Genomic DNA, 22,351 nt, shown 5'->3' on the forward strand with positions numbered 1-22,351 from the left:
CCCGACACGTGTCCCCGACGACCGACGCGCTCGATGCCTGACCCGCCGGGGGGCGTCCGATTCGGCCTGCCAGCACCAGAACCGGCGACGAGGTGAGAAGCAATCATGATTTCCCGAGAGAACTTCGCGGGTTGGTACCGGAACCGCTTCGTGTGGGTGGCGGCGATCCTGCTGGTGGTGTCGGCCAGCGCGGTCGTACTGGTCAACCGGGCCGGCCCGGAGGCGCAGCCGGCGGATCTGCAAACGCAGATCACGGCCCGGATGCGCACCACGCTCGAGCAGGCGGACCCGGGGCAGCACAACCACACCGGACACGGAGCCCAGCAGGCGGCCACCACGGAGAAGCCGGCGGTGATCTGCGGGGTCCGCGTCTACGGCTACGAGCCGACCGGGGCCACCGCGCTCGCCGACGTGCAGACGGTCTACGGCTTCCACCTCTGCGGGGTCGCCGAACAGAAGCGCCCGTGGGACGTGGCGGTCAAACTGGCCGGTCCCGTGATCATGGACATGTCCACCGAGCCTGCGGGCATCCAGGTGGTCGAGGCGACCGAGGAGGTCATGTTCACCGACCGGGTGCGGCAGATGCTCCCGCCCAAGTACGCGGACCTGGCGCTCAAGGAGGCGCTGACCGAGTCGGAGATGGCCGACCAGCGCCGCCGATACGACGCCGCAGCAGGCCTGTGACCATTCCGGGCGGCCGATGGCGCGGTCGTCAGTCGCACCCGGATCCGAACCGGGCGGCTGCGGACACCCCGGTCACCTCGATCCACATCCGACCATAGATAGATAAGCATTGATATTTAATCCGATAGATGCAACAGTTGGTTTGGGAGCGTTCCCACACTGATCTGCAAGCCCGAAGAGCGGAGGATGAACAGTGCGTTCACTCAAGTCCGATCGATCCGGCGGACGATCCCGGTCACCAGTCCGTCGGTCCCTGCGAGCGTTCGTCATGGTGTTCGCCATCGTGGCCGGCATGCTGCCCTTCACCGGGGCGGCCCAGGCGCACGGCACGATCATCAACCCGATGAGTCGCGCCTACCAATGTTGGAAAGCCTGGGGCAACCAGCACATGAACCCCGCCATGCAGCAGCAGGACCCGATGTGTTGGCGGGCGTTCCAGGCCAACCCCGACACCATGTGGAACTGGATGAGCCAGCTGCGCGACGGCCTCGGCGGCCAGTACCAGGCTCGCACCCCGGACGGGCAACTGTGCAGCAACGCCCTGTCCAGGAACGACAGCGTGAACCAGCCCGGGGCGTGGAAGACGACCACCGTCAGCCGCAACCTCACGGTCCAGCTGTACGACCAGGCCAGCCACGGCGCTGACTACTTCCAGGTCTACGTCACCAAGCAGGGGTTCAACCCATCCACCCAGAAGCTCGGGTGGGGCAACCTCGATTTGATCACGACGACCGGGCGCTACGCGCCGGCGCAGAACATCTCGTTCAACGTCTCGCTCCCGTCGCGCAGCGGGAACCACATCCTGTTCGTGCTCTGGAGGGCGTCGCACCTGGACCAGACCTACATGTGGTGCAGCGACATCAACGTCACCTGACAGGCACGACCGACAGCTACAGAACAATCCGGCTCAGGGCGCCAACGCCCCGAGCCGGATTGTTCTGCCGGCCCTGCCCTCAATCCGCCGAGCTGTCATTCCGTTCAGGACCATCACCACGACTGCACCGTGCAGAAGGTGCGAAAGTTGAAGGAAAGGCCGAATCCCGACAGATGCTGCGGATCGCCTCTACATAGGCTCTGAGCAGGGAATTCATCCCTGCACCGTCGCCGGCAACGGCGTCGGATTCCGCCGAGGAGTCCGTCGGTGCATCTGATCAAGGAAGTGCCTCTCATGCACCGTACGCTTCGCCGAGGGCTGCTCGTAGCCGCCACGATGATGGTCGTCAGCATCGGGATCACCGCGACGCCAGTCACCGCCGCCCAACCAAGCCAGAGCACAGCAGCGAGCCTCCCGGGGCGCGGCCTGCCCGCATTGGCCAATGGGACCTGCACCCTGCTGTGGGACCTGCTGAACGCCGGAGGCCGCAACGGGCTCGTCGCCATCGGCCTCACCGACGGACAGCAGCTGATCAAGTTCGCCGCCAACCGCCCCGCCCTGGCCTGCACCATCGGCCCGGTCGACCTGCCCGGCAGCGAAGTCCTCATCGGCATCGACTTTCGCGTCCAGGACCGCCAGCTCTACGGCGTCGGCAACACCGGCGGCGTCTACGCGCTGAACACGCGCACCGCCGCGGCCACGAAGGTCAGCCAACTGACCGTCGCACTGAACGGCACCTCGTTCGGCGTCGACTTCAACCCCGCCGCCGACCGACTCCGGATCATCAGCGACACCGCCCAGAACCTGCGCCACAACATCAACCCCGGCGGCACGACAGTCGTCGACGGCCCCCTCACCTACCCGCCCAGCACCACCGCCGTCGGCGTCACCGGTGCGGCGTACACCAACAACGACCTCAACCCCGCCACCGCTACCACCCTGTTCGACATCGACACCACCCTCGACCAGGTTGCCCTGCAATCTCCCGCCAACTCCGGGCAACTGGCCGCCACCGGCGCGCTCGGAGTCAACGCGAACCTCCAAGCAGGCTTCGACATCCACAGCCAACTGAGTGGAGACCGCGCCGTGGCCAACAACGCCTACGCCGTCCTCAACGGCATCGCCGGCTCCCGGCTGTACCGGGTCGACCTGCTCACCGGCGCGGCTCAGACGACCGGCGCGTTCAACGGACACGTGGTCCTCGATCTCGCCCTGCTCCTGCGGCAGTGACCGGTCGCCGCCGCGTCAGTCAAGGCGAATGCTTGCGAGGGCCAGTCGTTGGAAGGGCTCGGTCTCGTTCCACTGGCTGTCCTGGGTGATCCAGGACAGGCTGTAGGCGCGGGCCCTGCTCTCGTTGACCAACAGCCGGCGGGCGTGCAGCCGCACCCCGCCGGCCTGCTCGCAGGTGTACTCCCACTCCGCAGCGCCGCCCGGGCGGATGACCGGCCCGATGCTGATCTTCTGGTAGCCGGCGAGCGCCCCGGAGGTCAGCGCGTCGCGCTCGGCGGCCTCCCACCGCTTCGACGGTACGGAAGACGCTGTGGCGGCGGGGTCGACGGCGATGGCCCGCACCTCGGCGGGGTCTCGGAAGCAGACCAGGACGCCCTCGGTGTGCCGGGTCCACCCCTCGGGCACCGCCAGCAGAAAGCCGGCGGGGTCCTGGTGCCACGCCCACCCGTTCGGCAGGGCATACGGCAGCGGCGTGCTGGGCTCCCGCAGAGGCTCGGCTTCGCTGGAGGCGGCATCGTCCAGGCAAGGGTGGGCCGGCGGTGCCGTCACGGTCGGCTCCACCACGCCGGCGGCCACACCGCCTGGTTCGGCCGCCGGAGGGCTGTCCTGGCCGCGCCAGCCGCCGATCACGGCGCCGGTTGCCGTGACGACGACGGCCACGACCCCCAGCAGGCCCACCACGGCGCCGGCGAATGCCCAGCCGGTCGTCCGATCGCGGGTGGTGGGCGCGAGGACCGGAATGACCATTGTGGTGATCGCGTCCGCAGCGACCGGAGCCGTCGGCGTGACGGCCCGGGGCCGACGGCGCGACGCAGCGCGTACCCGCGGCCAGCGGCGCGCTCGCGGTGCCGGCGCGGGCGTCGCCGCGGCCACCTGCTCCAGCTGGTCGCGGGCCTCCTGCGCGGAGAGACGTTGGCGGGGGTTGCGCAGCAGGAGACCAGTGATCGCGGGTTCGAGCGGCGCGACGGTCATCCGGTCCGGCGCCTCGGTGGCCAGGGCGGCGAGCATGGCCAGTGTCGACTGCCGACTCCACGGGGGGCGGCCCTCCGTGGCCAGGTAGAGCGTCGCGCCGAGGGCCCACAGGTCGGTGGCGGGGGTGGCCCTCCCGTCGCGGGCCCGCTCCGGCGCGGTGTACTGGACCGTCGACAGGCTCGCCGCGGTGACGGTCGCCGGATCCCGGGTGTCGAAGATCGACAGACCGAATCCGCCGAGCATGACCCGCCCATCGTCGGCGAGCAACACGTTCTGCGGCCGGATCTCCCGATGCGTCACTCCCCTCGCGTGGGCGGCACTCAGTGCGGCGATCAGGTGCAGGCCGACCCGCGCCACCTCCGCCGGTGCCAGCGGACCGTCGGTGGCAACCACCTCGGACAGGGACCGGGAGGGTACGTGCTCCATGACGAGCCACAGATATCCGTCGGTGCTCAGCACGTCCCACATCCCGAGCACACCTGGATGATCCAGAGCGGCCAGGCCGCCTACCTCCCCGAGCGTCCTGTCCCGCAGCCGGGACCGCTCGGCGTCGCTCACCCATCCCGGCAGGGTGATCTGCTTGAGCGCGACCTGCCGGTCGAGCACCTCGTCGCGTGCCAGCCAGACCCGCCCCGGGGTCGCGGTGTCCCCGATCAGCAGGAGCCTGCGGTACCGGCCGGCGAGCAACTCGTCATCCATGCGAGTGATTCGGAGCGGTCCGCCGTCCGGATGGGTGAGGGTGACCAGAAGCACCAAAGTTCGGGCAGCGGACAGGGCCGGGCCGGCTGCCGGTGTGACGGCAGCGCGGCCCAGCTCAGCTCAGCTTGACCGTACCCAGGATCCGCGTCGGCGTGACCGAGCCGCCGACGGGCTCATTGGACACCCCGAACGTGCCCGCCTCGCCGACCGGGCCGATGACAGTGGTCGACGCCGTGTCCCCCTCGGCGAGCTGTCCCACCTTGCGGGGCTCGCTACCACGGATGAGCCAGAGCTCGTAGATCCGCCCGGCACCGGGCGCGGGCAGGTCGCGCAGCAGCACCACACCGCGGTCCCGGTCGCGGGAGACCACCACTGTGGCAGCACCACCGGGCTGCAGCGACCGCTCGAACACCCGGGCGTCCGGGGCGTCCAGGACGGCCGCGATCTGCCGGGCCTGGTCGCTGCTTGCCTGCTCGTCACTGATCCGATCGTTGCTGACGGTCCAGGTGACCGCGCTCGCGCCGCCGGCCACGAGGACGGCCGCCGCGGCGGCCACGGTGAGCTGCCGCCACCTGCCTGCCCGCCGTCCGCCGCTGGCACCCGCGGCGCTGACGCGCAGCTGCGGGGTGCGGGCCGCCTGGGCGAGGGTCCGCTCCCGCAAGCCTGGCGGGGTCGCCTCGACGACGGTGTCGTCGGCGAGGCGTGCGACGGTCTCCCGCAACTCGGCCACCTCGACCCGACACGGCTCGCACTCGGCCAGGTGCCGCTCGAACGCAGCCCGCTCGACGTCGTCGACCGCGTCCAGGACGTACGCACCAGCGAGGGTGTGCACATCGGCGCTCATGCCCGTCCCTCCATCTCGATGCCCAGGCAGTCGCGCATCCGGATCAGTCCGTCGCGCATCCGCGTCTTCACCGTCGGCAGTGGCGTCTGCAACTTCTCGGCGACCTCTCGGTACGTGTGACCGCCGTAGTAGGCCAGGGTCACCGACTCCCGCTGCACCGGCGTCAACCGGTCCAGGCACCGGCGGACCTGTTCCCGCTCCAACCGGGCGGTCACATCCTCGACCACCTCGTCGTAGGGGACGTGTGTCTCGGTCGCGGCGACCTGCTGGGTGCGGTTGGTGTGGGCCTGTTCGGAGCGCACCCGGTCCACCGCGCGGCGGTGCGCCATGGTCAGGATCCACGCCGAGGCCGAGCCGCGGGCGGCGTCGAAGCGGCCGGCGGTGCGCCACACCTCGACCATCACCTCCTGCGTCACCTCCTCGGCCTGCGCCGGATCGCGGACGACCCGCCGGGCCAGCCCGAGGACCCGGCCCGCCATGGCGTCGTACAGCGTGGCGAACGCCGCCTCGTCACCCCGCGCCACCCGCTGCAGCAGCTCGTCGGCGGTCGGCGGGGTCGCGGTGTCCGGCGGCACCGAACGCAGCCGCCGCCCCTGTTCCGGGTCACCGCTCATTCTCGGCATGTCCTCTCCTGTGCTGGCGACGGTTCGGTGTGCCGCCGCACTCGTGCTTAGGCGGGATGAGCGTGGGCGAGGCGGGCGTAGACGATGACATTGTCGCGGTAGTGCTGGGTGGTGTCGTCGAACTCGCCGCCGCAGGTGATCAGGCGTAGCGCCGCGTGGTCGGTCGCCCCGTACACCCCAGCGGTGGGGAAGCGGTCCTTGGGATGCTGCTCGACCTTCGTGACGGTGAACATCGCGGTGCTGCCGTCCTGACGGTCGACGGTGATCCCGGCGCCGACGGTCAGCTTGCCCAGGTCGAAGAACGTCCCGCGGTGACCCTTCCAGTTCACGTGCCCGGCCAGCACGGCCGGGCCGAGAGCGCCGGGCGTCGGCGCCTTGGTGAACCAGCCCACGTCGGTGGCGCTGTCCGGAACCTGCATCGCGCCGTCCGCCTGCAGGCCGAGGGCGACGATGGTGGCGGTGGCCTTCAGCGACGGGATCGACACCCGCGTGGGCGGCGAGCCGGCCATCAGCGGTCCCGTGGTCAACTCCCCCGGCCCGCTCGCCGGAACAGGCGACGCGTTCGCGGCTGGGGCCGCAGCGGACGCGTCGGGTCGGGGTGGGTCGCCGCTCCGGTCGGCGACTGCGACACCGATCGTCAGGGCCGCTGTCACGGTGAGGATGCCGGCCGCCGCCAGGAGCGCGTGGCGCCCCCGGCGACGGCCGGCCGGCACTGGTGCGTCGCCGGTGTCCATCACGATCGCCGTCGGCTCAGCGCTCGCCGGCGAGCCGGCGACGCGCGACGATCGCACCGGCCGCGCCGAGCAGCGCGAGGCCACCCACGGCGTAGATCATCATCGGCGATCCGTCGGAGGTGCTGCCGTCGCCGGTGGCGACACCCCCTGCGGGTACGGAGCCGGCGGCCGCGCCGCTGACCATGCCGCACGTCGCGGGGTCGGTGGCCTCGGCGGGGATGCCGTTGACGCCGACGGACTTGGCGAACGTGGACTCCCCGAGCGCTTCCATGTCGTACTTGCCGTTGTTGTTGGCGTCGATGCCGTGCTGCACGAGGTGCAGGTCCTTCAGGTGCGCGATAGTGCCCTGGGGCAGGTCCGCGGCGGGGATGGTGCGCTCGTAACTGAGGTTGCCCTTCGCGTCGGCCGTCGGCATCCGGTCCACCGCCAGGCCGCTGGCCTTGGTCGTGTCCCCGGTGGTGGTCAACGAGATGAAGATGTCCCCGTACATCTTGAGGCCCTCTTCGGTGCTGACGTAGCCGTTGCCGTTGGCGTCGGCGGACTTGTCCGGGCAGTGGAAGTCCATGCCGTTCGCTGCGCCGTGCACGTGCTGGGCGTGCGGCGAGTTCGGTGTCATGCCCTTCGACCGGATCATGACCTTCAGGTCACCGCCGCTCGTGGCAGTCAACGTGGCGGTACCGGTCGCACCGGTCTCGTTGAGGTCCTGCAACTGGACCTGCACGCTCTCGTCGGCGTGCGCAACGCCCGGAAACGCGAGGACCAGGGCGGCCGCGGGCACGGTGAGCAGGGCTCGGGACAATCTCACAACAAATCTCCGTCTCCGCCTGGGTACGGCGTCGATGCTCAGGTGCTGTCGTGGGGGATTCGTCGCCTCCCGTCCAGCGGATTGGTCCCGGCCCGGTTTCTTTTCGGGGCCGGACGGCGACCCGTCCGGCGCACCAGCTCAGGTGATGGTGACGGTGGTGCTGTGCCAGCCGGTCGCGCCGTCCGGGAAGGGCGCGGCCCGTTGGTCGGTCTGGGTGGCGCCGGTGGCGTCGGTGGCCCGTACGCGCACTGTGTGGCTGCCGGGTGTGGCGTCCCAGCGGTAGGTCCACTGCCGCCACAGGTCCGGTGAGGGGCCGTCGGCGAGGCGGGCCTGCCGCCACGACCCGTCGTCGATCTGCACCTCGACGGCGGTGATCCCGCGACGTTGCGCCCAGGCGACACCGGCGATCATGACGGGGCCGGCGGGCCGTTGGGCGAAGGGTTTCGGGGTGTCGATGCGGGATGCGGTCTTGACGGGCGCCTGGGCGGCCCACCCGCGCTGTACCCAGTAGGGATCGAACGCGTCGAAGGTGGTCACCCGCATGGAGGTGAGCCACTTGCAGGCGCCGACGTAGCCGTAGAGGCCGGGGACGAGCATGCGGACGGGAAAGCCGTGCTCCAGGGGCAGGGGTTCGCCGTTCATGGCCACGGCCAGGAGCGCGTCGCGGCCGTCGAGGATCGCCTCGAGCGGGGTGCCGATGGTCATGCCCTCCACGGAACGGCTGACGAGCTGGTTCTGCCCGGCGCGGATGCCCGCCTCGCGTAGCAGCGGCGCCAGGGGGATCCCCGTCCAGCGGGCGGTGCCGATGTAGGGGCCGCCGACCTCGTTGGAGACGCAGTTGAGGGTGATGTCGCGCTCCACCAGGCCGCGGGCGAGGAGGTCGTCGAATGTCCAGGTACGGGGCCGGTCGACCGCTCCATCCACTGTCAGCCGCCAGGTTTCCACGTCGACCTGCGGGACGGTGAGGGCGGTGTCGACCCGGTAGAAGTCCCGGTTGGGGGTGAGAAACGCCGAGACGCCGTCCACGCCGGCGGAGACCCCGCCGGGTAGCGGCGGCGCGGGTTGCGTCGGCGGCGGTATGCGAAGGGCTGCGCGGGAACGGGCCCCTGCGGCGCTGCGGCGACCGACAGCCTGGCCGGTGGTTGCCGCGGCGCCGGCCGTGACAGCCGCCCCCGCGGTGGTGGCCAGAAACTGCCGGCGGTTGAGCAGCCGCGGCCGACCCGAGCCAGGTGCCGGGACCGTCCGGGCGGCGCGAGACACCACCAGCATCGCGGCCATCCCGATGCCGGCGCCGGCCAGGACCGGCAGGACGTCCACGAGTGTCGCCGTCGGGCGGGACAGGGCCGCGGCGACACCGACGGCAGCGAACGCGGCAAGGCCCGCCAGACCGTAACGGCGCCGTCGTAACGTCGCCGCGCCGAGCAGGACCGCGCTCACTGCCAGCAGGGTGTAGACACCGGCGAGGAGGGCGATCTTGTCGTTCGTGCCGAAGGTGCGGATGGCGAACGCCTTGACCGGTTGCGGTGCGAGGTCGACAGCGACGCTGCCGACTGCCAGCACCGGGTCGGCGGCCGGATTGACCAGCGCCGCGACGAGATGGGCCACGCCGAGGGTGACCCCGGCGCTCAGCACGCCGACGACGAGGCCCCGGGCGACGGTCATGCTTCGGGACGACCCCGGCCGGCGAGTCGCCGGCCGGGGCGCGATGGTGGTGGGCACCCTCAGCTCTTGGGCATCAGGACGGTGTCAACGATGTAGACGGTGGCGTTGGCCGTCGAGACGTTCCCACAGACCACCATCGAGGTGCCGTTGACGGTGAACGACGTGCCATTACCGGTCACCGTGACGTCGTCACCCTGCAACGTCTTGTGGGTGCCGGCCAGGGTGTCCGGGGACAGCTGGGTCGGCACCACGTGGTAGGTGAGGATCTTCTTGAGCATGGCGTCGTCGGCCAGAACCTTGTCCAGGTCGGCCTTCGGGATCTTGGCGAACGCGTCGTTGGTCGGCGCGAACACCGTCACGCCCTGCGCGCCGTTGAGCGAGTCCACCAGGTTGGCCTTCTTCACCGCCGTCACCAGCGTCGACAACAGCGGATTGCCGGACGCGGCGGTGGCCACCGGCACCTTCGCCATCGCCTCGAAACTCCCCGGGTTGGACGCGTCGGTCGGCACCGCCGCGCACCCCGGGCCGAACTGACCCGACATCATCATCGACGGCGAGGCCGAGGCCATCGGCGCGCTGGCGGACATGCTCGGCGCGGCACTCGCGCCGCTGGCGGTGTCCTCACTGTCGGTACCGCCGCAGGCGGACAGGGCCAGCACGGCGATTACGCCGACCGTGGCAAACAGGCGCCGCTTCATACGAACTCCTCAGATGCTTGTACTCGATTGCTGCTGTCATGAGGCATTCGAGGCCGACCCGCGGGCGGATGGGTACAAGATCGGAATTCTTCTGCTGCCGAGCACGACCGCCGGGTCCGGCCCGCTTGACCCCGCCTTCGGTAAGTACTAGCTTACCGTTCGTGGCGACTTACCAAGCCGACGACGGGTGGGACGCGCTCGGCGATCCAACGAGGCGCGCCATCGTCGCGTGCCTGGCCGAACGACCCCGCGCCGTCGGCGAACTCGCCGAAGTCCTGCCGATCAGCAGGCCGGCGGTCTCCCAACACCTCAAAGTGCTCAAGGACGCCGGCCTCGTCACCGACCGCGCCGCCGGCACCCGCAGGGTCTACCGGCTCAACCCGGCAGGTGTCGCCGCCCTTCGAGACCAGCTCGACACGTACTGGAACCGCGCCCTCACCGGCTTTCAGGACGCCGCCGAAACCCCCACCGAGGAGGAGTCATGACTGAAAGCGCCGAAGTCGTCGTGCGCCGGCACATCATCGTGCAGGCCCCCATCGAGCGAGCCTTCACCGTGTTCACCGAACGGTTCGGCGACTTCAAACCGCGCGAGCACACACTGCTCAGCGCCGGGATCGCCGAGACCATCTTCGAACCGAAGGTCGGCGGCCACATCTACGATCGCAGCGCCGACGGCGAAGAATGCCGATGGGCCCGGGTCCTGGCCTACGAACCCCCGAAACGCGTCGTGTTCAGCTGGGACATCAGCCCAACCTGGGAGGTCGAAACCGACCTGGCCAACACCAGCGAAGTGGAGGTCACCTTCATCGCCGAAACCCCCCAACGCACCCGGGTCGAATTGGAGCACCGCAACCTCGACCGGCACGGCCCCGGCTGGCCCGCGGTCCGCGACGGCGTCGCCCACGACGAAGGCTGGCCGCTCTACCTGGCCCGCTACGCCAACCTGTTCGTCGAGGACAACTGAACGCCGCCGGTCTGTCATGAGGAACTGAAGCATCGTCGACGGGTGAGCCGGGGCTACTCCCCGCCAACGACGCTCGTCTGGGGTTCCCGCCGGGCGCCGAACAGCGCATACGCGAGCACACCGACGCCCACGCTGACGGTCATCACCGCCAGGTACCGGGCGAGGAGGTACTGCGCCGAGGGTCCGTAGCGACCACCCGCGACGAGCCCGACGGCGACCGAGGCAAGGACCGCGACGACGACGACGACCGCCCAGCGGATCCGCCGCCCCCGGATCAGCGAGACGAGCGTGAGAGCCGCGGTGATCATCAACGCCAGCCAACCGGCGCACCACAGCGCGGTCGCCCAGTTGTGGCCGGTCTGGGCGTACGTCGATGCCACGTTGCCCAGGCCGACGACGGCGCTCGGCCGGTAGGAGGCACCGTGCTGGGGCCGGATGAGGCCGAAAGCGCTTGAGCTGCCATCGGAAACCGGGTCGAGCATCGCCGCCCCGGTCAGCGACACGACGAGGGCGACGACGACGGACACCAGCAGGCCGGGATGGCGCACCCCGCGCCACGCCCGCCGTCGGGGCGACCACGCCGGGCCGACCAGCGCGAACCAGAGCATCGGCGGCACGCTGACCGCCAGCCGAAGCAGAAACCCATTGGGACCTTCGGCGCTGGCGTTGCCGTCGAACCACAGGACACCGCTACGCACCACACCGTGGTCGTAGACGGTGTCGCTGAACAGCGTCAGGAGTGCCTGGCCCAGCGTGAGAGCCAGGACCGCGGCCATCCCGGCCGCCCAACGCCACTCCTGCACCCGCGCAGCCGTGAACAGTGCGATCGCCGCGACGACCGGGACCACGGCGAGCACGTTGATGCCGGTGAAGTTGCGGACATCGTGGCCGACGATCACCATCTCGACGGCCTGAACCACAGCGATCAGACCGACGGCCACCAGTACGGCGAACAACGTCGGATGCGCCACCGTCGCGGGCCACCGCCCAGGCGTCGCAGACGCCTCCCCCGGCCGCTCATCTCGAACGCGCTGTGCGGCTGCGGCCGGCTTCGGCGTGGGCTCTCTCCTGGGCGTCGATGCCGACGCTGGGGTGGATGCCGGGTCTGAGATGGCCGTCGGCGCCGCTGCCGGAGTGCGCGCCCGAGCCGGCCGTTGACTCGGTACCGGGTCAAGACCCGGCGCGGGGGCGGGCGGCGGGACCGGACTGGCCGTGCCATCCAGTGCGGCCGCCGCGGCCACCCGCACGCGCGCGCTGTCGTCCTCGTCGCGCAGACGACACAGTTCCGTCGAGGCCCGCTCGGCGAGATTCGCGTTCGGTCCGCCGCGAAGTCGACGCAGCGCGGTGACCGCCTCCAGTCGCAGGGCCACCCGCTCACTGGCCAGGTCGGCGAGCACCGCCTCGGGCAGAGCCGCAGGCCGGACGCTGCGGGCGACGGTCAGGCTGCCCTCGACGCCGAACGTCCACTTCATCGGCGTCTGACCCGGGGTCCGCTCACGGACCTGCCGGTAGGTGTAGTCGTAGAGTTCGTCGACCGAGATCTCGCCGTCGCCGCCAAGGTCCGCCTCGCCGGTTGCCAGCCCGTCGACCAGCGCCGTGGTGAAGACCGACGTGCCAGCCTCCGCGCGGGTCAGGTCGCCGCCCTCGAACGCGTACTCGGTAGCACTGGACGCGGTGAGCACGATCCGGCCGGTGCCGGTGTTGAACTCGTCGCCGATGTGGACGCTCCGGTCGGCGCGAGCGGCCACGCCCCGGTTGAAGGCGCCGCTGTAGCAGCAGTCCAACACCAGGATCACGCGCTTGGACCGGGTCTGCGCCAACTGATCGTTGACGAATGCGGCGGCCACCCCGGTGGCGCCCAGCGACGTCAGGTCGGTATCGCGCGCGGCGAGATAGAGCCGGCCGTGCGGATCCTTGACGCCGTGGCAGGAGAAATGCAGCAGCAGCAGGTCATCGCGGTCGCGGTCGGCGAAGAAACCCGCGACCCGCCGCCGCACGGTGCGCTCGTCGGCGTCCATCAGCAGCTCGACGTCGAAGCCACCGATCGCCGGGTCGCCGAGCACCCGGGCGAGCGCGTCCGCGTCGTGGGTCGGGGCGCGCAGGGCCGCGAGCGCCGGGTCGTCGTACCGGGCGTTCGCGACCACGAGTGCCCGCCGTAGCCCGGTCATGGGCCGGCCGGGTTGGGCCAGGAGCGCGGCCACGATCGGCGCGACGTCGCTGTCGGCGGCGACCTCCACCTCAACCCCGGCCACGGCCAGTCGCACGCGTCGGCGGCGGCCGGCGACGCGGGCGAGGCAGCCACGGATCGCCTCCACCACCTTGGTCATGGCCTCAACGGTCTGCACGGCGGCGACGATGAACGCGATTGCGCCGAGCAGCTCGATGCCGCGGGTGCCGTCCGGCGCGGTACCAGTCGTCGTCTGGTCGATCCGAGTGGCACCCGCCTCGGCCAGCGCGAACCGCAGCATCTCGGCCAACTCGTCGACGCCTTCTCCGCCCGTGCCGTCCTCGGCGGACACGACCAGAGAGAAGTCGGAAACGCGGGAGGCAGTCATGCGGACCTCGCCTGGAGACGGTGGTGGCGCGCGAAGACAACGCGAAGCGGCGCCCGACAGAGCGTAGTTCTCACAGGGCGGACGGCGTACCACTGCTGCTGAATTCCGACAGGTTCCCGACGACGAGTCAGACGCCGCCGTCCGCTGTGGCGGCGCGCAGCTCCTTGAGCACGTACGTGGCGGCCTTCTCGACGACGCGGATGCCCTCTTTCTGGCTCACCTGATGGTCGGAGAGCACGGCGATCAGCCAGTCGTGACGGGCCTCGACGATCCGCCCGATGCTGTTCACCAGCCAGCGACCCCCGTCGACGTCAGCGGTGTCCCAGCCGTTCTTGACGTACTCGGAACGGCTGCCCGGCTCCCGCGCGGCGGTGACTCCCCATCGCTGCTCGGGGATCACCTTCTTCATGAGGCCCATGACGAAGGTACGGTCCTGCGGGGTCAACGGTCCCGTCGGCGACGTCAGCGCGGTCAGCAGCCGGAGCTGGTCGGCGACAGTGGTCGTGGTGAGTCCCCAGTGCGTGTTGGGCTTCGTCTCGCGCAGACCGAGCACCCGGTTGGCGGCGTTGAGCCCCCGCGAGCCCTCGATCCGCTGCCACAGGGCCACCGCCGCGTCGTTGTCACTGGACACGATCATGGCTTCGGCCAACCGCCGGGTGCCAGAACCCAGGGCCTTGCCCGGCGGGTTCTGACGCAGCAGAAGAGCGGCGAGAATGTTGACTTTGACGATGCTGGCGGTCTCGAACCGCTTGGCGCCGACCGTCACCGCAGCCGTCCCCTGTCGATCCAGTGCCGCGACCGCCAGGTGGCCGTCGTAGCGCTGCACGTAGGCCTTGATGCGCGTCCTCGCCTGGTCGATCCGGTCGATGGCCGGCGTCGTGGGGATCGGACTGGAAGGGGAAGAACCGTGCGATGGTCCGACCCCGTCGCCGTCGCGACCGCGCGTGGCGCCGAAGGCGGCCGTCGCGACGCCGGCCAACGACATGGTGGCCGCGGAGATGACCCAGCGGCGCGGCACCTGCCGACTCCGCTCAGCCAAGGCGGGCCACCGCCCTCGCGGCGATCTGATCCACCACGACCTGGCTGCCCGGATCGGGCAGGCGGACCGTCGAGACCGTCTCGCCTCGTCTCAGCATCACGAAGTACGTGACGGTGTTCGGGGTGTCCGCATGCGCGATGCGACCTCGAACGAGCATGCCGGTGCCCTCCAGATAGTGCGGATCGACGACGTCGAACGAGACCTTCGATCCGAGGACCAGATAGCTCGCGCACCGCAGGAGGACCCGACGGACGTCCTCGACGTTCCGCTCGGCCCATCCAGGTTCGTACGTCTCCACGACGTGGTGCGCCGGCGACGAGCCGTCAGACAGCCGGTAGTAGCGCTCCACGGCAGCGCGCCGGTGCGACTTGGCCGGGTAGTCGCTGCTCTTGTAGTGGGGGCAGCTGTCCTGCTCCCACGGCCAGGACGCCAGACCGGTTCGCGCGTCGTCCTCGTGCCAGTCCGCTCCCAGATCGCCCGCCCCCAGCAGCGGGCTCGGATAACTCCGTTCCGCTTCTGCGGAGTGCAGCTCGTCGGGGCCGACACCGGACTCCCCCCGATGGCACCCTCCGGCCATCACCATCAACGCCGACAGGACCGCCGGCACGGCGGCGAGCGGACGTCGGCCTCTGCCGCGAATCCGGCCCCGGCTCGTCCTGGAGCTTGATACGGACACCGCAAACCTCCCCAACACAGATACTTGCCACAGCAGGTGGCGCTTCAGCCGACGACGCGTGGTGGCACGTTCGTCGCCGCCGCAGCACCGGCGCGGCGGTTGCCGGCCGCCGGCTCGACACCACCGGGATTCGCCGCACCCCGGCGAGAGTCGAAACCCGTCAATGGCGTTCCTCGGCGAACAGCTCGGAACGGGTCTCGCCGAGCAACTCGCGCAGGCGGTTGAGGGAGCGCATGCTCTGGCTCTTGACGACAGCGATGGAGACGCCCACGACCTCGGCGGTCGTCTCCACGCTCAGGTCGTCCCAGTAACGCAGGACGATGATCGCCCGGTCCCGCAACGGCAGGGTGGCGACCGCGTCCAGCAATGTCATGCGCAGCTCGGCCGGATGTTCCTCGCTGCGCTCCGGAGGCGCCGACATCGCCAACTCGCGGCTGGAGCGACGCCGTTGCTGGTCGATCATGCAGCGCAGCAGGATCTTCCGGGCGTACGCGTGGGGGTCGTCGGCCCGGCGGACCCGTCTCCAGTTGGCGTACACCTTGGCCAGCGTCGTCTGGGTGAGGTCCTGCGCGAGATGCCAGTCGCGGCACATCAGGAACGCGGCGTCGCGCAGCCGGGCAACGGTCGCCTGCGCGAACTCCACGAAGTCTTCGTCAGCCATTCGACCGGGCCAGTTTCGGGAACCTCTTGGTTCCGCTGATGACGTACTCGGCCGGCAGTGTCGTCCCCCAGCTCGGGTTCGCGGCGATCTCGATCGCCTCTTTCACGGAGAGGACGGGCGGTGCCGGCACGGTTCCCTTGGCGTCCCAGATCAGGCAGGTGGAGATCATGAGATCGACCTGGAGGCCAGCGCGGTGGTGCACGGTGACCATCTTGTTCTGCACGCAGTTGTCGGGTACTTCGGTCAGCTCCACCGTGCCCGGGGCAGGGTCGCCGCCGAGGCGGTCGCGGTAGATGGAGAGCCGCAGCATGCCCGGCCCATCGCCTCGGTCCAGGTAGAGCTGGACCGACGGCATGCCGGGGCCGGTCCCGCTGCTCTCCAGACTCGCGTAACCGCTGGTCTTCCCCTTGGGCAGAAGCCGGGTCAGCAGTTCCAGCGCGCCCTGCGGCGTGGTGGTCAGCAGCTCACCGTCCGGCCCCGCCCCGATCCGCACGGTGTCGATCACGGTGGTCGAGGGAGTCGGCGGCACCGACCGGAAGGGGTCTCTGTCGGTGCCGTCCTCGAACCCGCCCACCACGCCGTCCGAGGGCTCTGCCGGGGACGGCGTGGTGGTGTCCGCCGACCCCGCCGGCAAAACCACGTTCGGCCCGCCGGGCTGACCGGCGTCATCCGCCCCGACGTTGAGCGGGCCGGCGGCCAGGCCGATCACGAGCAGCATCGCCAACGCCGTTCCGCCGGCGCCGAACTGCGCCAGGCGGCGCTGGCGGCGCAGTCGGCGGCCCTGCACCACCGACTGTTGGACCAGGTCACCCAATGGCGGGGCGGGGTGTCGGGCCAGGTCGTCCCTGAAACGCCCACGGACGTCGCCCATGTCCCTTATCCCTCCTCGACCGGCCGCCCGCAGTGGCGATCCATCACTCACACGACGGGTTGGCCGGCCAGTTTGGTTACCCCTTTTCGGCGTGAAGTTTCGGCCACGCGCGTCGGTGGAACGCGGTGTCTCCAGTACGTGTGCGGCCATCTCCGTAGCGTCACGCTCCCCCTGCCGGGGGTGTTACCGCGAGCGGCTTGATGAGCTGAAGCCTGCTGGCGGTCCCGGCCCCTGCTGCGCGGGCGACATGAGTCGGTCGACGCACAACCCGCAGAGCGTCCTAGGAGGTTAGGTCGTCGGCATGGAGCCTGCCGACGTCGACCGGTCGCGCCACCAGATCACCATCAACGGCGGCGGTCGACGCACTCCTGCGTGATTGACCCTCGTCGAACCGGTTCCCTAGGATGACCATCGATGAGGATCACGGGTTGGAGTCGCGCCACACCAGCCGAGGCAGCGGCGCTGGCAACACTCTTCCAGCGCGCCGAGGCGGTCGCCCCGGTCGGCATGGAGCAGCGCGCTGAGGACGTCCGGAACCGACTGGCCACTCTCGGGCCGGACAGTGCCGGACGTACCCGAGTTGGCCGCGACGACACCGGCAGCGTCACCGCGTACGGTGAGGTCGCCGACATGGGAACAGCGGACGACGTGCTCCGGATCCGCCTGACCAACGTGTTTCATCCCGACATCGCGGGTGACGTCCGCGCGGAGCTGCACCACTGGCTCATCGACCAGGCGAAGCAGTTACGGGACAACCGAAGATCGGCACAGGCCGTCCTCGGTATCCGGTGTGCCGAGAACGACCAGGCCGGCCGCGAGCTGTTGATCCGTGGCGGCTTCGCGCTGGTCCGGCACGAACGGGACCTCGTCCTGGCGGTGCCTGATGAGTCGCCGGCTCCCGTGCTTCCGCCCGGCCTGGTGCTGACACCTGTCGACGAGCGCTACGACGAGCTGGCCCGACTGGCCCACAATGAGGCCTACGTCGACAGCCCGGCAGCGGTTCGACCAGACCAGCTCACCTGGCCCCAGCACGCGACCGGACACCCGCGGTTCCTGCCCGACCTCTCCTGCCTGGTGCTCGCCGAGGCCGACCGAAGCGACAACCCGGTGGCCGCCTTCCTCTTCGCGCTCGCCGACGGCAGCACTGACACGCCGACGGCGGTTCTGCACTGTCTGGGCACCCGAGCAGCCTGGCGGCGCAGTGGCTTGGCCACAGCGATGATCTCGCGGGTCCTGCACCGTGCGCATTCGGCCGGCTTCAGACAGCTCCGACTCAAGGTCACCGACAGCAATCACCCCGCTCTGGCGCTCTATCGGAAGCTGGGTTTCGTGGAGTCGGGGCAAGGGTTCGCGGTGCTGATGCGGCAACTCACGCCTGAGGTCGACGAACAGCCGTAGGCCCAAACGGTTCGTCGACTCGCGCTCCGCGCCGCGTACGAAGAACACCACCAGGCCGGCGACCACCTGGAGCATCATCTTCCGGACTTCGCTCATCGCGCAGCCGGTCCTGCGCCGGGACGCTCGCGCCGGCGAGATCGTGTCCAACAATCACGCCTGGCGAGGCGACGAACGCCGTGTCGAGAACGGCCAGCCGCCCTACCGCGCTGATCCGTAACAGGCCCGAAACTACCGGTTGAAAACTCTGGAATTTTCTGCCAGCCTGAGAGCCATCGACAGGTGTGAACGTTAACAAGATCACCTCAGCACCGGAGGCGCTCCAGCGGACGCCTGACGTGGTCCTGGCCCGCTCGGGCGGACTCACCATCGTGGCCGCCGCCACCCGAGCGGGGCCCCCAACGGAACAGCTACCGGAATCTCCTACCCCACCACAGGAGGATCAGCATGGTCTCCCGGACCCGTCCCATCGGACGCAGCCGACTGCGAACGCTCACATTTTCCGGAACAGCCGCGATAATTCTGGCCTTGGTCGTGTCGCTGCTGCCCAATCTGGCCCAGGCCGCCGAGACGACCCTCGGCGCCGCCGCGGCCACGTCCGGCAGGTACTTCGGTGCCGCCGTCGCCGCCAACAAACTCAACGACAGCGCCTACACGACGATCCTGAACCGCGAGTTCAACAGCATCACGCCCGAGAACGAAATGAAGATCGACGCGACCGAGCCGCAGCAGAACAACTTCACCTTCAGCAACGCGGACCGGATCGTGAACCACGCCATCTCCCGGGGGTGGAAGGTCCGGGGCCACACCCTGGCCTGGTACTCGCAGCAGCCGGGCTGGATGCAGAGCATGGAGGGCACCGCGCTGCGTAACGCGATGCTGAACCACGTCACCCGGGTGGCCACCTACTACCGGGGCAAGATCTACTCGTGGGATGTGGTGAACGAGGCGTTCGAGGACGGCAACAGCGGCGCCCGGCGCAACTCGAACCTCCAGCGGACCGGCAACGACTGGATCGAGGCGGCGTTCCGCGCCGCCGACGCGGCCGACCCGAACGCCAAGCTCTGCTACAACGACTACAACACCGACAACTGGACCTGGGCCAAGACGCAGGCCGTGTACAACATGGTGCGCGACTTCAAGTCTCGTGGGGTGCCGATCGACTGCGTCGGATTCCAGTCGCACTTCAACGCCAACTCGCCGTACAACAGCAACTACCGCACCACGCTGTCCAGCTTCGCCGCTCTCGGGGTGGACGTGCAGGTCACCGAGTTGGACATCGAGGGATCCGGCACGACGCAGGCCAACACCTACCGCAGTGTGGTCAACGACTGCCTTGCGGTGGCTCGCTGCAACGGGCTCACGGTGTGGGGGGTGCGGGACTGCGACTCGTGGCGCTCGAGCGGCACTCCCCTGCTCTTCGACTGCAGCGGCAACAAGAAGGCCGCCTACACGGCCACCCTTGAGGCGCTGAACAGCGTCGGCCCCACTCCCACGCCCACCACTCCAACGCCGACCCCCACGGTGCCGCCCGGCTCCGCCAGCGAGATCGTCGGCACGCAGTCCGGCCGGTGCGTCGACGTACCCAACGCCTCGACCACCAACGGCACCCGGGTTCAGCTCTACGACTGCAACAAACAGACCAACCAGGCATGGACCTACACCTCGGGCAAACAACTCCAGGTGTACGGCACCATGTGTCTCGACGCGGCAGGCACCGGCAACGGGGCTGCGGTGCAGATCTACAGCTGCCACAGCCAGACCAACCAACAGTGGAACGTCAACTCCAACGGCACCGTCAGCAACGTCCAGTCCGGACGATGCCTCGACGCCTGGAGCACCGCAAACGGAGCCCAGATCCAGCTCTACGACTGCCACGGACAGACCAACCAGCAGTTCCGTCTCGCCGCCCTGGGCGGTTCCACCCCGACGCCGACCACGACCCCAACCACGCCGCCGCCGACCGGCGGCACGTGTGACCTTCCCTCGTCGTACCGATGGTCGTCGTCGGGTGTGCTGGCGCAGCCGAGGTCCGGGTGGGTGTCGCTGAAGGACTTCACCGTCGCGCCGTACAACGGCCAGCAGCTCGTCTACGCCACCACCCACGACACCGGCACCACGTGGGGCTCGATGAACTTCGGCCTCTTCAGCAACTACTCCCAGATGGGCTCGGCCAGCCAGAACGCGATGAACTCGGCGACCGTCGCGCCGTCGCTGTTCTACTTCGCGCCGCGCAACATCTGGGTGCTGGCCTACCAGTGGGGTGGGCCGGCCTTCTCCTACCGGACGTCGACCGACCCGACCAACGTGAACAGTTGGTCCGCGGCGCAGACGCTGTTCACCGGAAGCATCTCCAACTCCAGCACCGGCCCAATCGACCAGGCAGTCATCGGTGACGACCAGAACATGTACCTGTTCTTCGCCGGGGACAACGGCAGGATCTACCGGGCCAGCATGCCCATCGGGAACTTCCCGGGCAGCTTCGGGTCGAACTACACGACGATCATGACCGACTCGACGAACAACCTGTTCGAAGGGGTTCAGGTCTACAAACTCCAGGGTCAGAACCGGTACCTCATGCTCGTCGAGGCGATCGGCGCGAACGGGCGCTACTTCCGATCGTTCACTGCCACCAACCTGGGTGGTACGTGGACGCCGCAAGCCACGTCCGAGAGCAACCCCTTCGCCGGCAAGGCCAACAGCGGCGCCACCTGGACCAACGACATCAGTCACGGCGAACTGATCCGCAGCAACGCCGATCAGACCATGACCGTTGACGCCTGCAACCTGCAACTGCTCTACCAGGGGCGTTCCCCCAGCTCCGGCGGCGACTACGGCCTCCTGCCGTACCGGCCGGGTCTGCTGACGCTGCAACGCTGACGACCGGACATCGCCGGGACGGGCGGGCTCGGCACCACACCGAGCCCGCCCGTCCCCCACCCACCTACTCACCCCACCACCAGGAGGTACCGACAGTGCGAGGACACGGACACCACCCCCCGCCCTCAGGGGACGCCCGCCCAGCCCGGGTGTCGGCCCGATTTCGGGGACGGGTGATCAAGCTCGCCGCGGCCGGGATCGCCGTCGCCGTCGGGTTGTTCACCATCACCGTGGCGACCGGGTCGGCGTCGGCCGCCGACAACCCGTACCAGCGGGGCCCGGACCCCACCCAGACCAGCGTCACCGCGGTGAACGGTCCCTTCGCCAACACGTCGGTCAGCGTCCCGACCGGGTACGGCTTCAACGGCGGCAGGATCTACTACCCGACCGACACCAGCCAGGGCACCTTCGGGGCCATCGCGATCTCGCCGGGCTACACCGCGTTGTTCTCCGCCGAGTTGGCCTGGATGGGGCCGTGGCTGGCCTCCCACGGCTTCGTCGTGATCGGCATCGAGACCAACAGTCGCAACGACTTCGACACGGCCCGAGGCACGCAGCTGCTCGCCGCGCTGGACTACCTCACACAGCAGAGTCCGGTCCGTGACCGGGTCGATCCCAACCGGTTGGCGGTCGCCGGTCACTCGATGGGCGGCGGTGGCGCGTTGAGCGCAGCCACCCGACGCCCGTCGTTGAAGGCAGTGGTCGGCATCGCGCCGTACTCGCCGTCGTCGAACCTGGCCAACGACCGGGTGCCCACCATGATCTTCGCTGGGCAGGCGGACACTGTGGTCACCCCGTCCTACGCCACCGGCCTGTACAACAGCCTCCCGGCCACGACGGAGAGCGTCTACGTGGAGGTCGCCGGCGCGGACCATGGCTTCATGGTCGGACGGTCGAACCCGGTGATGGTCCGCACCATGCTGCCGTTCGTCAAGATGTTCATCGACAACGACACCCGGTACAGCCAGTTCCTCTGCCCACTGCTGAACTCCAGCGGCGTGGTCACGTACCGCAGCACCTGCCCGTTGCTGCCCTCGACGCCGACCACCCCGACGCCGACCCCCACCGACCCGCCGACCGTCCCACCAGGCGCCGCTAACGAGATCGTCGGCACGCAGTCCGGCCGGTGCGTCGACGTACCCAACGCCGCAACCACAAACGGCACCAGGGTCCAGCTCTACAACTGCAACAAGCAGACCAACCAGGCATGGACCTACACCTCGAACAAACAACTCCAGGTGTACGGCACCATGTGCCTCGACGCGGCAGGAACCGCCAACGGCGCGGCAGTGCAGATCTACAACTGCCACAGCCAGACCAACCAACAGTGGAACATCAACTCCAACGGCACCATCAGCAACGTCCAATCCGGACGATGCCTCGACGCCTGGAACACAGCCAACGGAGCCCAGATCCAGCTCTACGACTGCCACGGACAAACCAACCAGCAGTTCCGGCTCGCCTCCCTCGCACGTTGATCACGAA

The 22,351-nt window shown here is 69.5% G+C and carries 20 protein-coding genes; 8 read left to right on the forward strand and 12 right to left on the reverse strand.

Going from position 1 to position 22,351, the window contains the following annotated elements; translation table 11 throughout:
• Positions 1-105: 105 nt before the first annotated feature.
• The 3 genes from NIE79_RS24705 (at position 106) to NIE79_RS24715 (ending at position 2,788) form a co-directional block, all read left to right on the forward strand.
• A complete protein-coding gene (locus NIE79_RS24705; protein WP_238680841.1) occupies positions 106-684 on the forward strand; it encodes a hypothetical protein in 579 nt (192 codons plus the stop codon).
• A gap of 268 nt (positions 685-952) precedes the next feature.
• Positions 953-1,558 (forward strand): lytic polysaccharide monooxygenase auxiliary activity family 9 protein, encoded by a 606-nt coding sequence (locus NIE79_RS24710; protein ID WP_238680842.1) that lies wholly within the window; start codon positions 953-955, stop codon positions 1,556-1,558.
• 294 nt (positions 1,559-1,852) lie between these two features.
• Complete coding sequence (locus NIE79_RS24715) at positions 1,853-2,788, forward strand: DUF4394 domain-containing protein (protein ID WP_238680843.1); 936 nt, start codon at positions 1,853-1,855, stop codon at positions 2,786-2,788.
• Positions 2,789-2,803: 15 nt separating this feature from the next.
• On the opposite strand, the gene NIE79_RS24720 is transcribed toward NIE79_RS24715, so the two are convergent.
• The 7 genes from NIE79_RS24720 to NIE79_RS24750 form a co-directional block, all read right to left on the reverse strand.
• A complete protein-coding gene (locus NIE79_RS24720; protein ID WP_238680844.1) occupies positions 2,804-4,459 on the reverse strand; it encodes a serine/threonine-protein kinase in 1,656 nt (551 codons plus the stop codon).
• Positions 4,460-4,574: 115 nt separating this feature from the next.
• Positions 4,575-5,303: an anti-sigma factor gene (locus NIE79_RS24725; RefSeq protein WP_238680845.1), complete on the reverse strand. Its 729-nt coding sequence runs from the start codon at positions 5,301-5,303 to the stop codon at positions 4,575-4,577.
• On the reverse strand, positions 5,300-5,926 hold the full coding sequence (locus NIE79_RS24730; protein ID WP_238680846.1) for a sigma-70 family RNA polymerase sigma factor: 627 nt from the start codon (positions 5,924-5,926) through the stop codon (positions 5,300-5,302). Before NIE79_RS24730 ends, NIE79_RS24725 begins: the two co-directional genes overlap by 4 nt.
• A gap of 47 nt (positions 5,927-5,973) precedes the next feature.
• Positions 5,974-6,717 (reverse strand): class F sortase, encoded by a 744-nt coding sequence (locus NIE79_RS24735; RefSeq protein WP_238680847.1) that lies wholly within the window; start codon positions 6,715-6,717, stop codon positions 5,974-5,976.
• On the reverse strand, positions 6,677-7,465 hold the full coding sequence (locus tag NIE79_RS24740; protein WP_238680848.1) for a GVDTG sorting domain-containing protein: 789 nt from the start codon (positions 7,463-7,465) through the stop codon (positions 6,677-6,679). The genes NIE79_RS24735 and NIE79_RS24740 overlap by 41 nt, the downstream gene beginning before the upstream one ends.
• 138 nt (positions 7,466-7,603) lie before the next feature.
• Positions 7,604-9,127 carry a molybdopterin-dependent oxidoreductase gene (locus NIE79_RS24745; RefSeq protein ID WP_238680849.1) on the reverse strand — a complete coding sequence of 508 codons (1,524 nt, stop codon included), beginning with the start codon at positions 9,125-9,127 and terminating at the stop codon, positions 7,604-7,606.
• A gap of 59 nt (positions 9,128-9,186) precedes the next feature.
• Positions 9,187-9,825, reverse strand: coding sequence for a fasciclin domain-containing protein (locus tag NIE79_RS24750; RefSeq protein WP_238680850.1), 639 nt, complete (start codon positions 9,823-9,825; stop codon positions 9,187-9,189).
• A gap of 161 nt (positions 9,826-9,986) precedes the next feature.
• Here NIE79_RS24750 and NIE79_RS24755 point away from each other — a divergent pair, with 161 nt between their 5' ends.
• Both NIE79_RS24755 and NIE79_RS24760 read left to right on the forward strand, forming a co-directional pair.
• Positions 9,987-10,310, forward strand: a complete 324-nt coding sequence (locus tag NIE79_RS24755) for an ArsR/SmtB family transcription factor (RefSeq protein WP_238680851.1) — start codon at positions 9,987-9,989, stop codon at positions 10,308-10,310.
• Positions 10,307-10,789 carry an SRPBCC family protein gene (locus NIE79_RS24760; RefSeq protein ID WP_238680852.1) on the forward strand — a complete coding sequence of 161 codons (483 nt, stop codon included), beginning with the start codon at positions 10,307-10,309 and terminating at the stop codon, positions 10,787-10,789. The genes NIE79_RS24755 and NIE79_RS24760 overlap by 4 nt, the downstream gene beginning before the upstream one ends.
• A 53-nt stretch (positions 10,790-10,842) precedes the next feature.
• Here NIE79_RS24760 and NIE79_RS24765 read toward each other — a convergent pair whose 3' ends face one another.
• The 5 genes from NIE79_RS24765 to NIE79_RS24785 all read right to left on the reverse strand — a co-directional run bounded on the left by NIE79_RS24765 (position 10,843) and on the right by NIE79_RS24785 (position 16,591).
• Positions 10,843-13,344 (reverse strand): caspase family protein, encoded by a 2,502-nt coding sequence (locus tag NIE79_RS24765; RefSeq protein ID WP_238680853.1) that lies wholly within the window; start codon positions 13,342-13,344, stop codon positions 10,843-10,845.
• Between the two features lie 127 nt (positions 13,345-13,471).
• The gene (locus NIE79_RS24770) at positions 13,472-14,383 is read right to left on the reverse strand and encodes a serine hydrolase (protein ID WP_238680854.1); all 912 of its coding nucleotides are present in this window, start codon (positions 14,381-14,383) and stop codon (positions 13,472-13,474) included.
• Complete coding sequence (locus tag NIE79_RS24775) at positions 14,376-14,990, reverse strand: hypothetical protein (protein WP_238680855.1); 615 nt, start codon at positions 14,988-14,990, stop codon at positions 14,376-14,378. The genes NIE79_RS24770 and NIE79_RS24775 overlap by 8 nt, the downstream gene beginning before the upstream one ends.
• A gap of 229 nt (positions 14,991-15,219) precedes the next feature.
• Positions 15,220-15,720, reverse strand: coding sequence for a SigE family RNA polymerase sigma factor (locus tag NIE79_RS24780; RefSeq protein WP_238680856.1), 501 nt, complete (start codon positions 15,718-15,720; stop codon positions 15,220-15,222).
• A complete protein-coding gene (locus NIE79_RS24785; RefSeq protein WP_238680857.1) occupies positions 15,713-16,591 on the reverse strand; it encodes a hypothetical protein in 879 nt (292 codons plus the stop codon). Before NIE79_RS24785 ends, NIE79_RS24780 begins: the two co-directional genes overlap by 8 nt.
• A 414-nt stretch (positions 16,592-17,005) precedes the next feature.
• Here NIE79_RS24785 and NIE79_RS24790 point away from each other — a divergent pair, with 414 nt between their 5' ends.
• From NIE79_RS24790 to NIE79_RS24800, 3 genes are all read left to right on the forward strand, one after another.
• The gene (locus tag NIE79_RS24790) at positions 17,006-17,989 is read left to right on the forward strand and encodes a GNAT family N-acetyltransferase (protein WP_238680858.1); all 984 of its coding nucleotides are present in this window, start codon (positions 17,006-17,008) and stop codon (positions 17,987-17,989) included.
• 444 nt (positions 17,990-18,433) lie between these two features.
• Positions 18,434-20,866, forward strand: coding sequence for a non-reducing end alpha-L-arabinofuranosidase family hydrolase (locus tag NIE79_RS24795; RefSeq protein ID WP_274524614.1), 2,433 nt, complete (start codon positions 18,434-18,436; stop codon positions 20,864-20,866).
• Between the two features lie 173 nt (positions 20,867-21,039).
• Positions 21,040-22,344 (forward strand): poly(ethylene terephthalate) hydrolase family protein, encoded by a 1,305-nt coding sequence (locus NIE79_RS24800; RefSeq protein WP_238680859.1) that lies wholly within the window; start codon positions 21,040-21,042, stop codon positions 22,342-22,344.
• Positions 22,345-22,351: the final 7 nt, after the last annotated feature.

Origin of the sequence: Micromonospora trifolii (genome assembly GCF_022229005.1) — a bacterium.
In the GTDB taxonomy this organism is placed as follows: Bacteria; Actinomycetota; Actinomycetes; order Mycobacteriales; family Micromonosporaceae; genus Micromonospora; species Micromonospora trifolii.

What these genes read in the sequence shown, in the direction of transcription:
- NIE79_RS24725 (WP_238680845.1), bottom strand. Translation starts at nt 5,303, where the DNA reads ATGAGCGCCGATGTGCACACCCTCGCTGGTGCGTACGTCCTGGACGCG.
- NIE79_RS24715 (WP_238680843.1), top strand. Translation starts at nt 1,853, where the DNA reads ATGCACCGTACGCTTCGCCGAGGGCTGCTCGTAGCCGCCACGATGATG.
- NIE79_RS24790 (WP_238680858.1), top strand. Translation starts at nt 17,006, where the DNA reads ATGAGGATCACGGGTTGGAGTCGCGCCACACCAGCCGAGGCAGCGGCG.
- NIE79_RS24765 (WP_238680853.1), bottom strand. Translation starts at nt 13,344, where the DNA reads ATGACTGCCTCCCGCGTTTCCGACTTCTCTCTGGTCGTGTCCGCCGAG.
- NIE79_RS24785 (WP_238680857.1), bottom strand. Translation starts at nt 16,591, where the DNA reads ATGGGCGACGTCCGTGGGCGTTTCAGGGACGACCTGGCCCGACACCCC.
- NIE79_RS24730 (WP_238680846.1), bottom strand. Translation starts at nt 5,926, where the DNA reads ATGCCGAGAATGAGCGGTGACCCGGAACAGGGGCGGCGGCTGCGTTCG.
- NIE79_RS24745 (WP_238680849.1), bottom strand. Translation starts at nt 9,127, where the DNA reads ATGACCGTCGCCCGGGGCCTCGTCGTCGGCGTGCTGAGCGCCGGGGTC.
- NIE79_RS24780 (WP_238680856.1), bottom strand. Translation starts at nt 15,720, where the DNA reads ATGGCTGACGAAGACTTCGTGGAGTTCGCGCAGGCGACCGTTGCCCGG.
- NIE79_RS24720 (WP_238680844.1), bottom strand. Translation starts at nt 4,459, where the DNA reads ATGGATGACGAGTTGCTCGCCGGCCGGTACCGCAGGCTCCTGCTGATC.
- NIE79_RS24750 (WP_238680850.1), bottom strand. Translation starts at nt 9,825, where the DNA reads ATGAAGCGGCGCCTGTTTGCCACGGTCGGCGTAATCGCCGTGCTGGCC.
- NIE79_RS24710 (WP_238680842.1), top strand. Translation starts at nt 953, where the DNA reads ATGGTGTTCGCCATCGTGGCCGGCATGCTGCCCTTCACCGGGGCGGCC.
- NIE79_RS24795 (WP_274524614.1), top strand. Translation starts at nt 18,434, where the DNA reads ATGGTCTCCCGGACCCGTCCCATCGGACGCAGCCGACTGCGAACGCTC.
- NIE79_RS24760 (WP_238680852.1), top strand. Translation starts at nt 10,307, where the DNA reads ATGACTGAAAGCGCCGAAGTCGTCGTGCGCCGGCACATCATCGTGCAG.
- NIE79_RS24705 (WP_238680841.1), top strand. Translation starts at nt 106, where the DNA reads ATGATTTCCCGAGAGAACTTCGCGGGTTGGTACCGGAACCGCTTCGTG.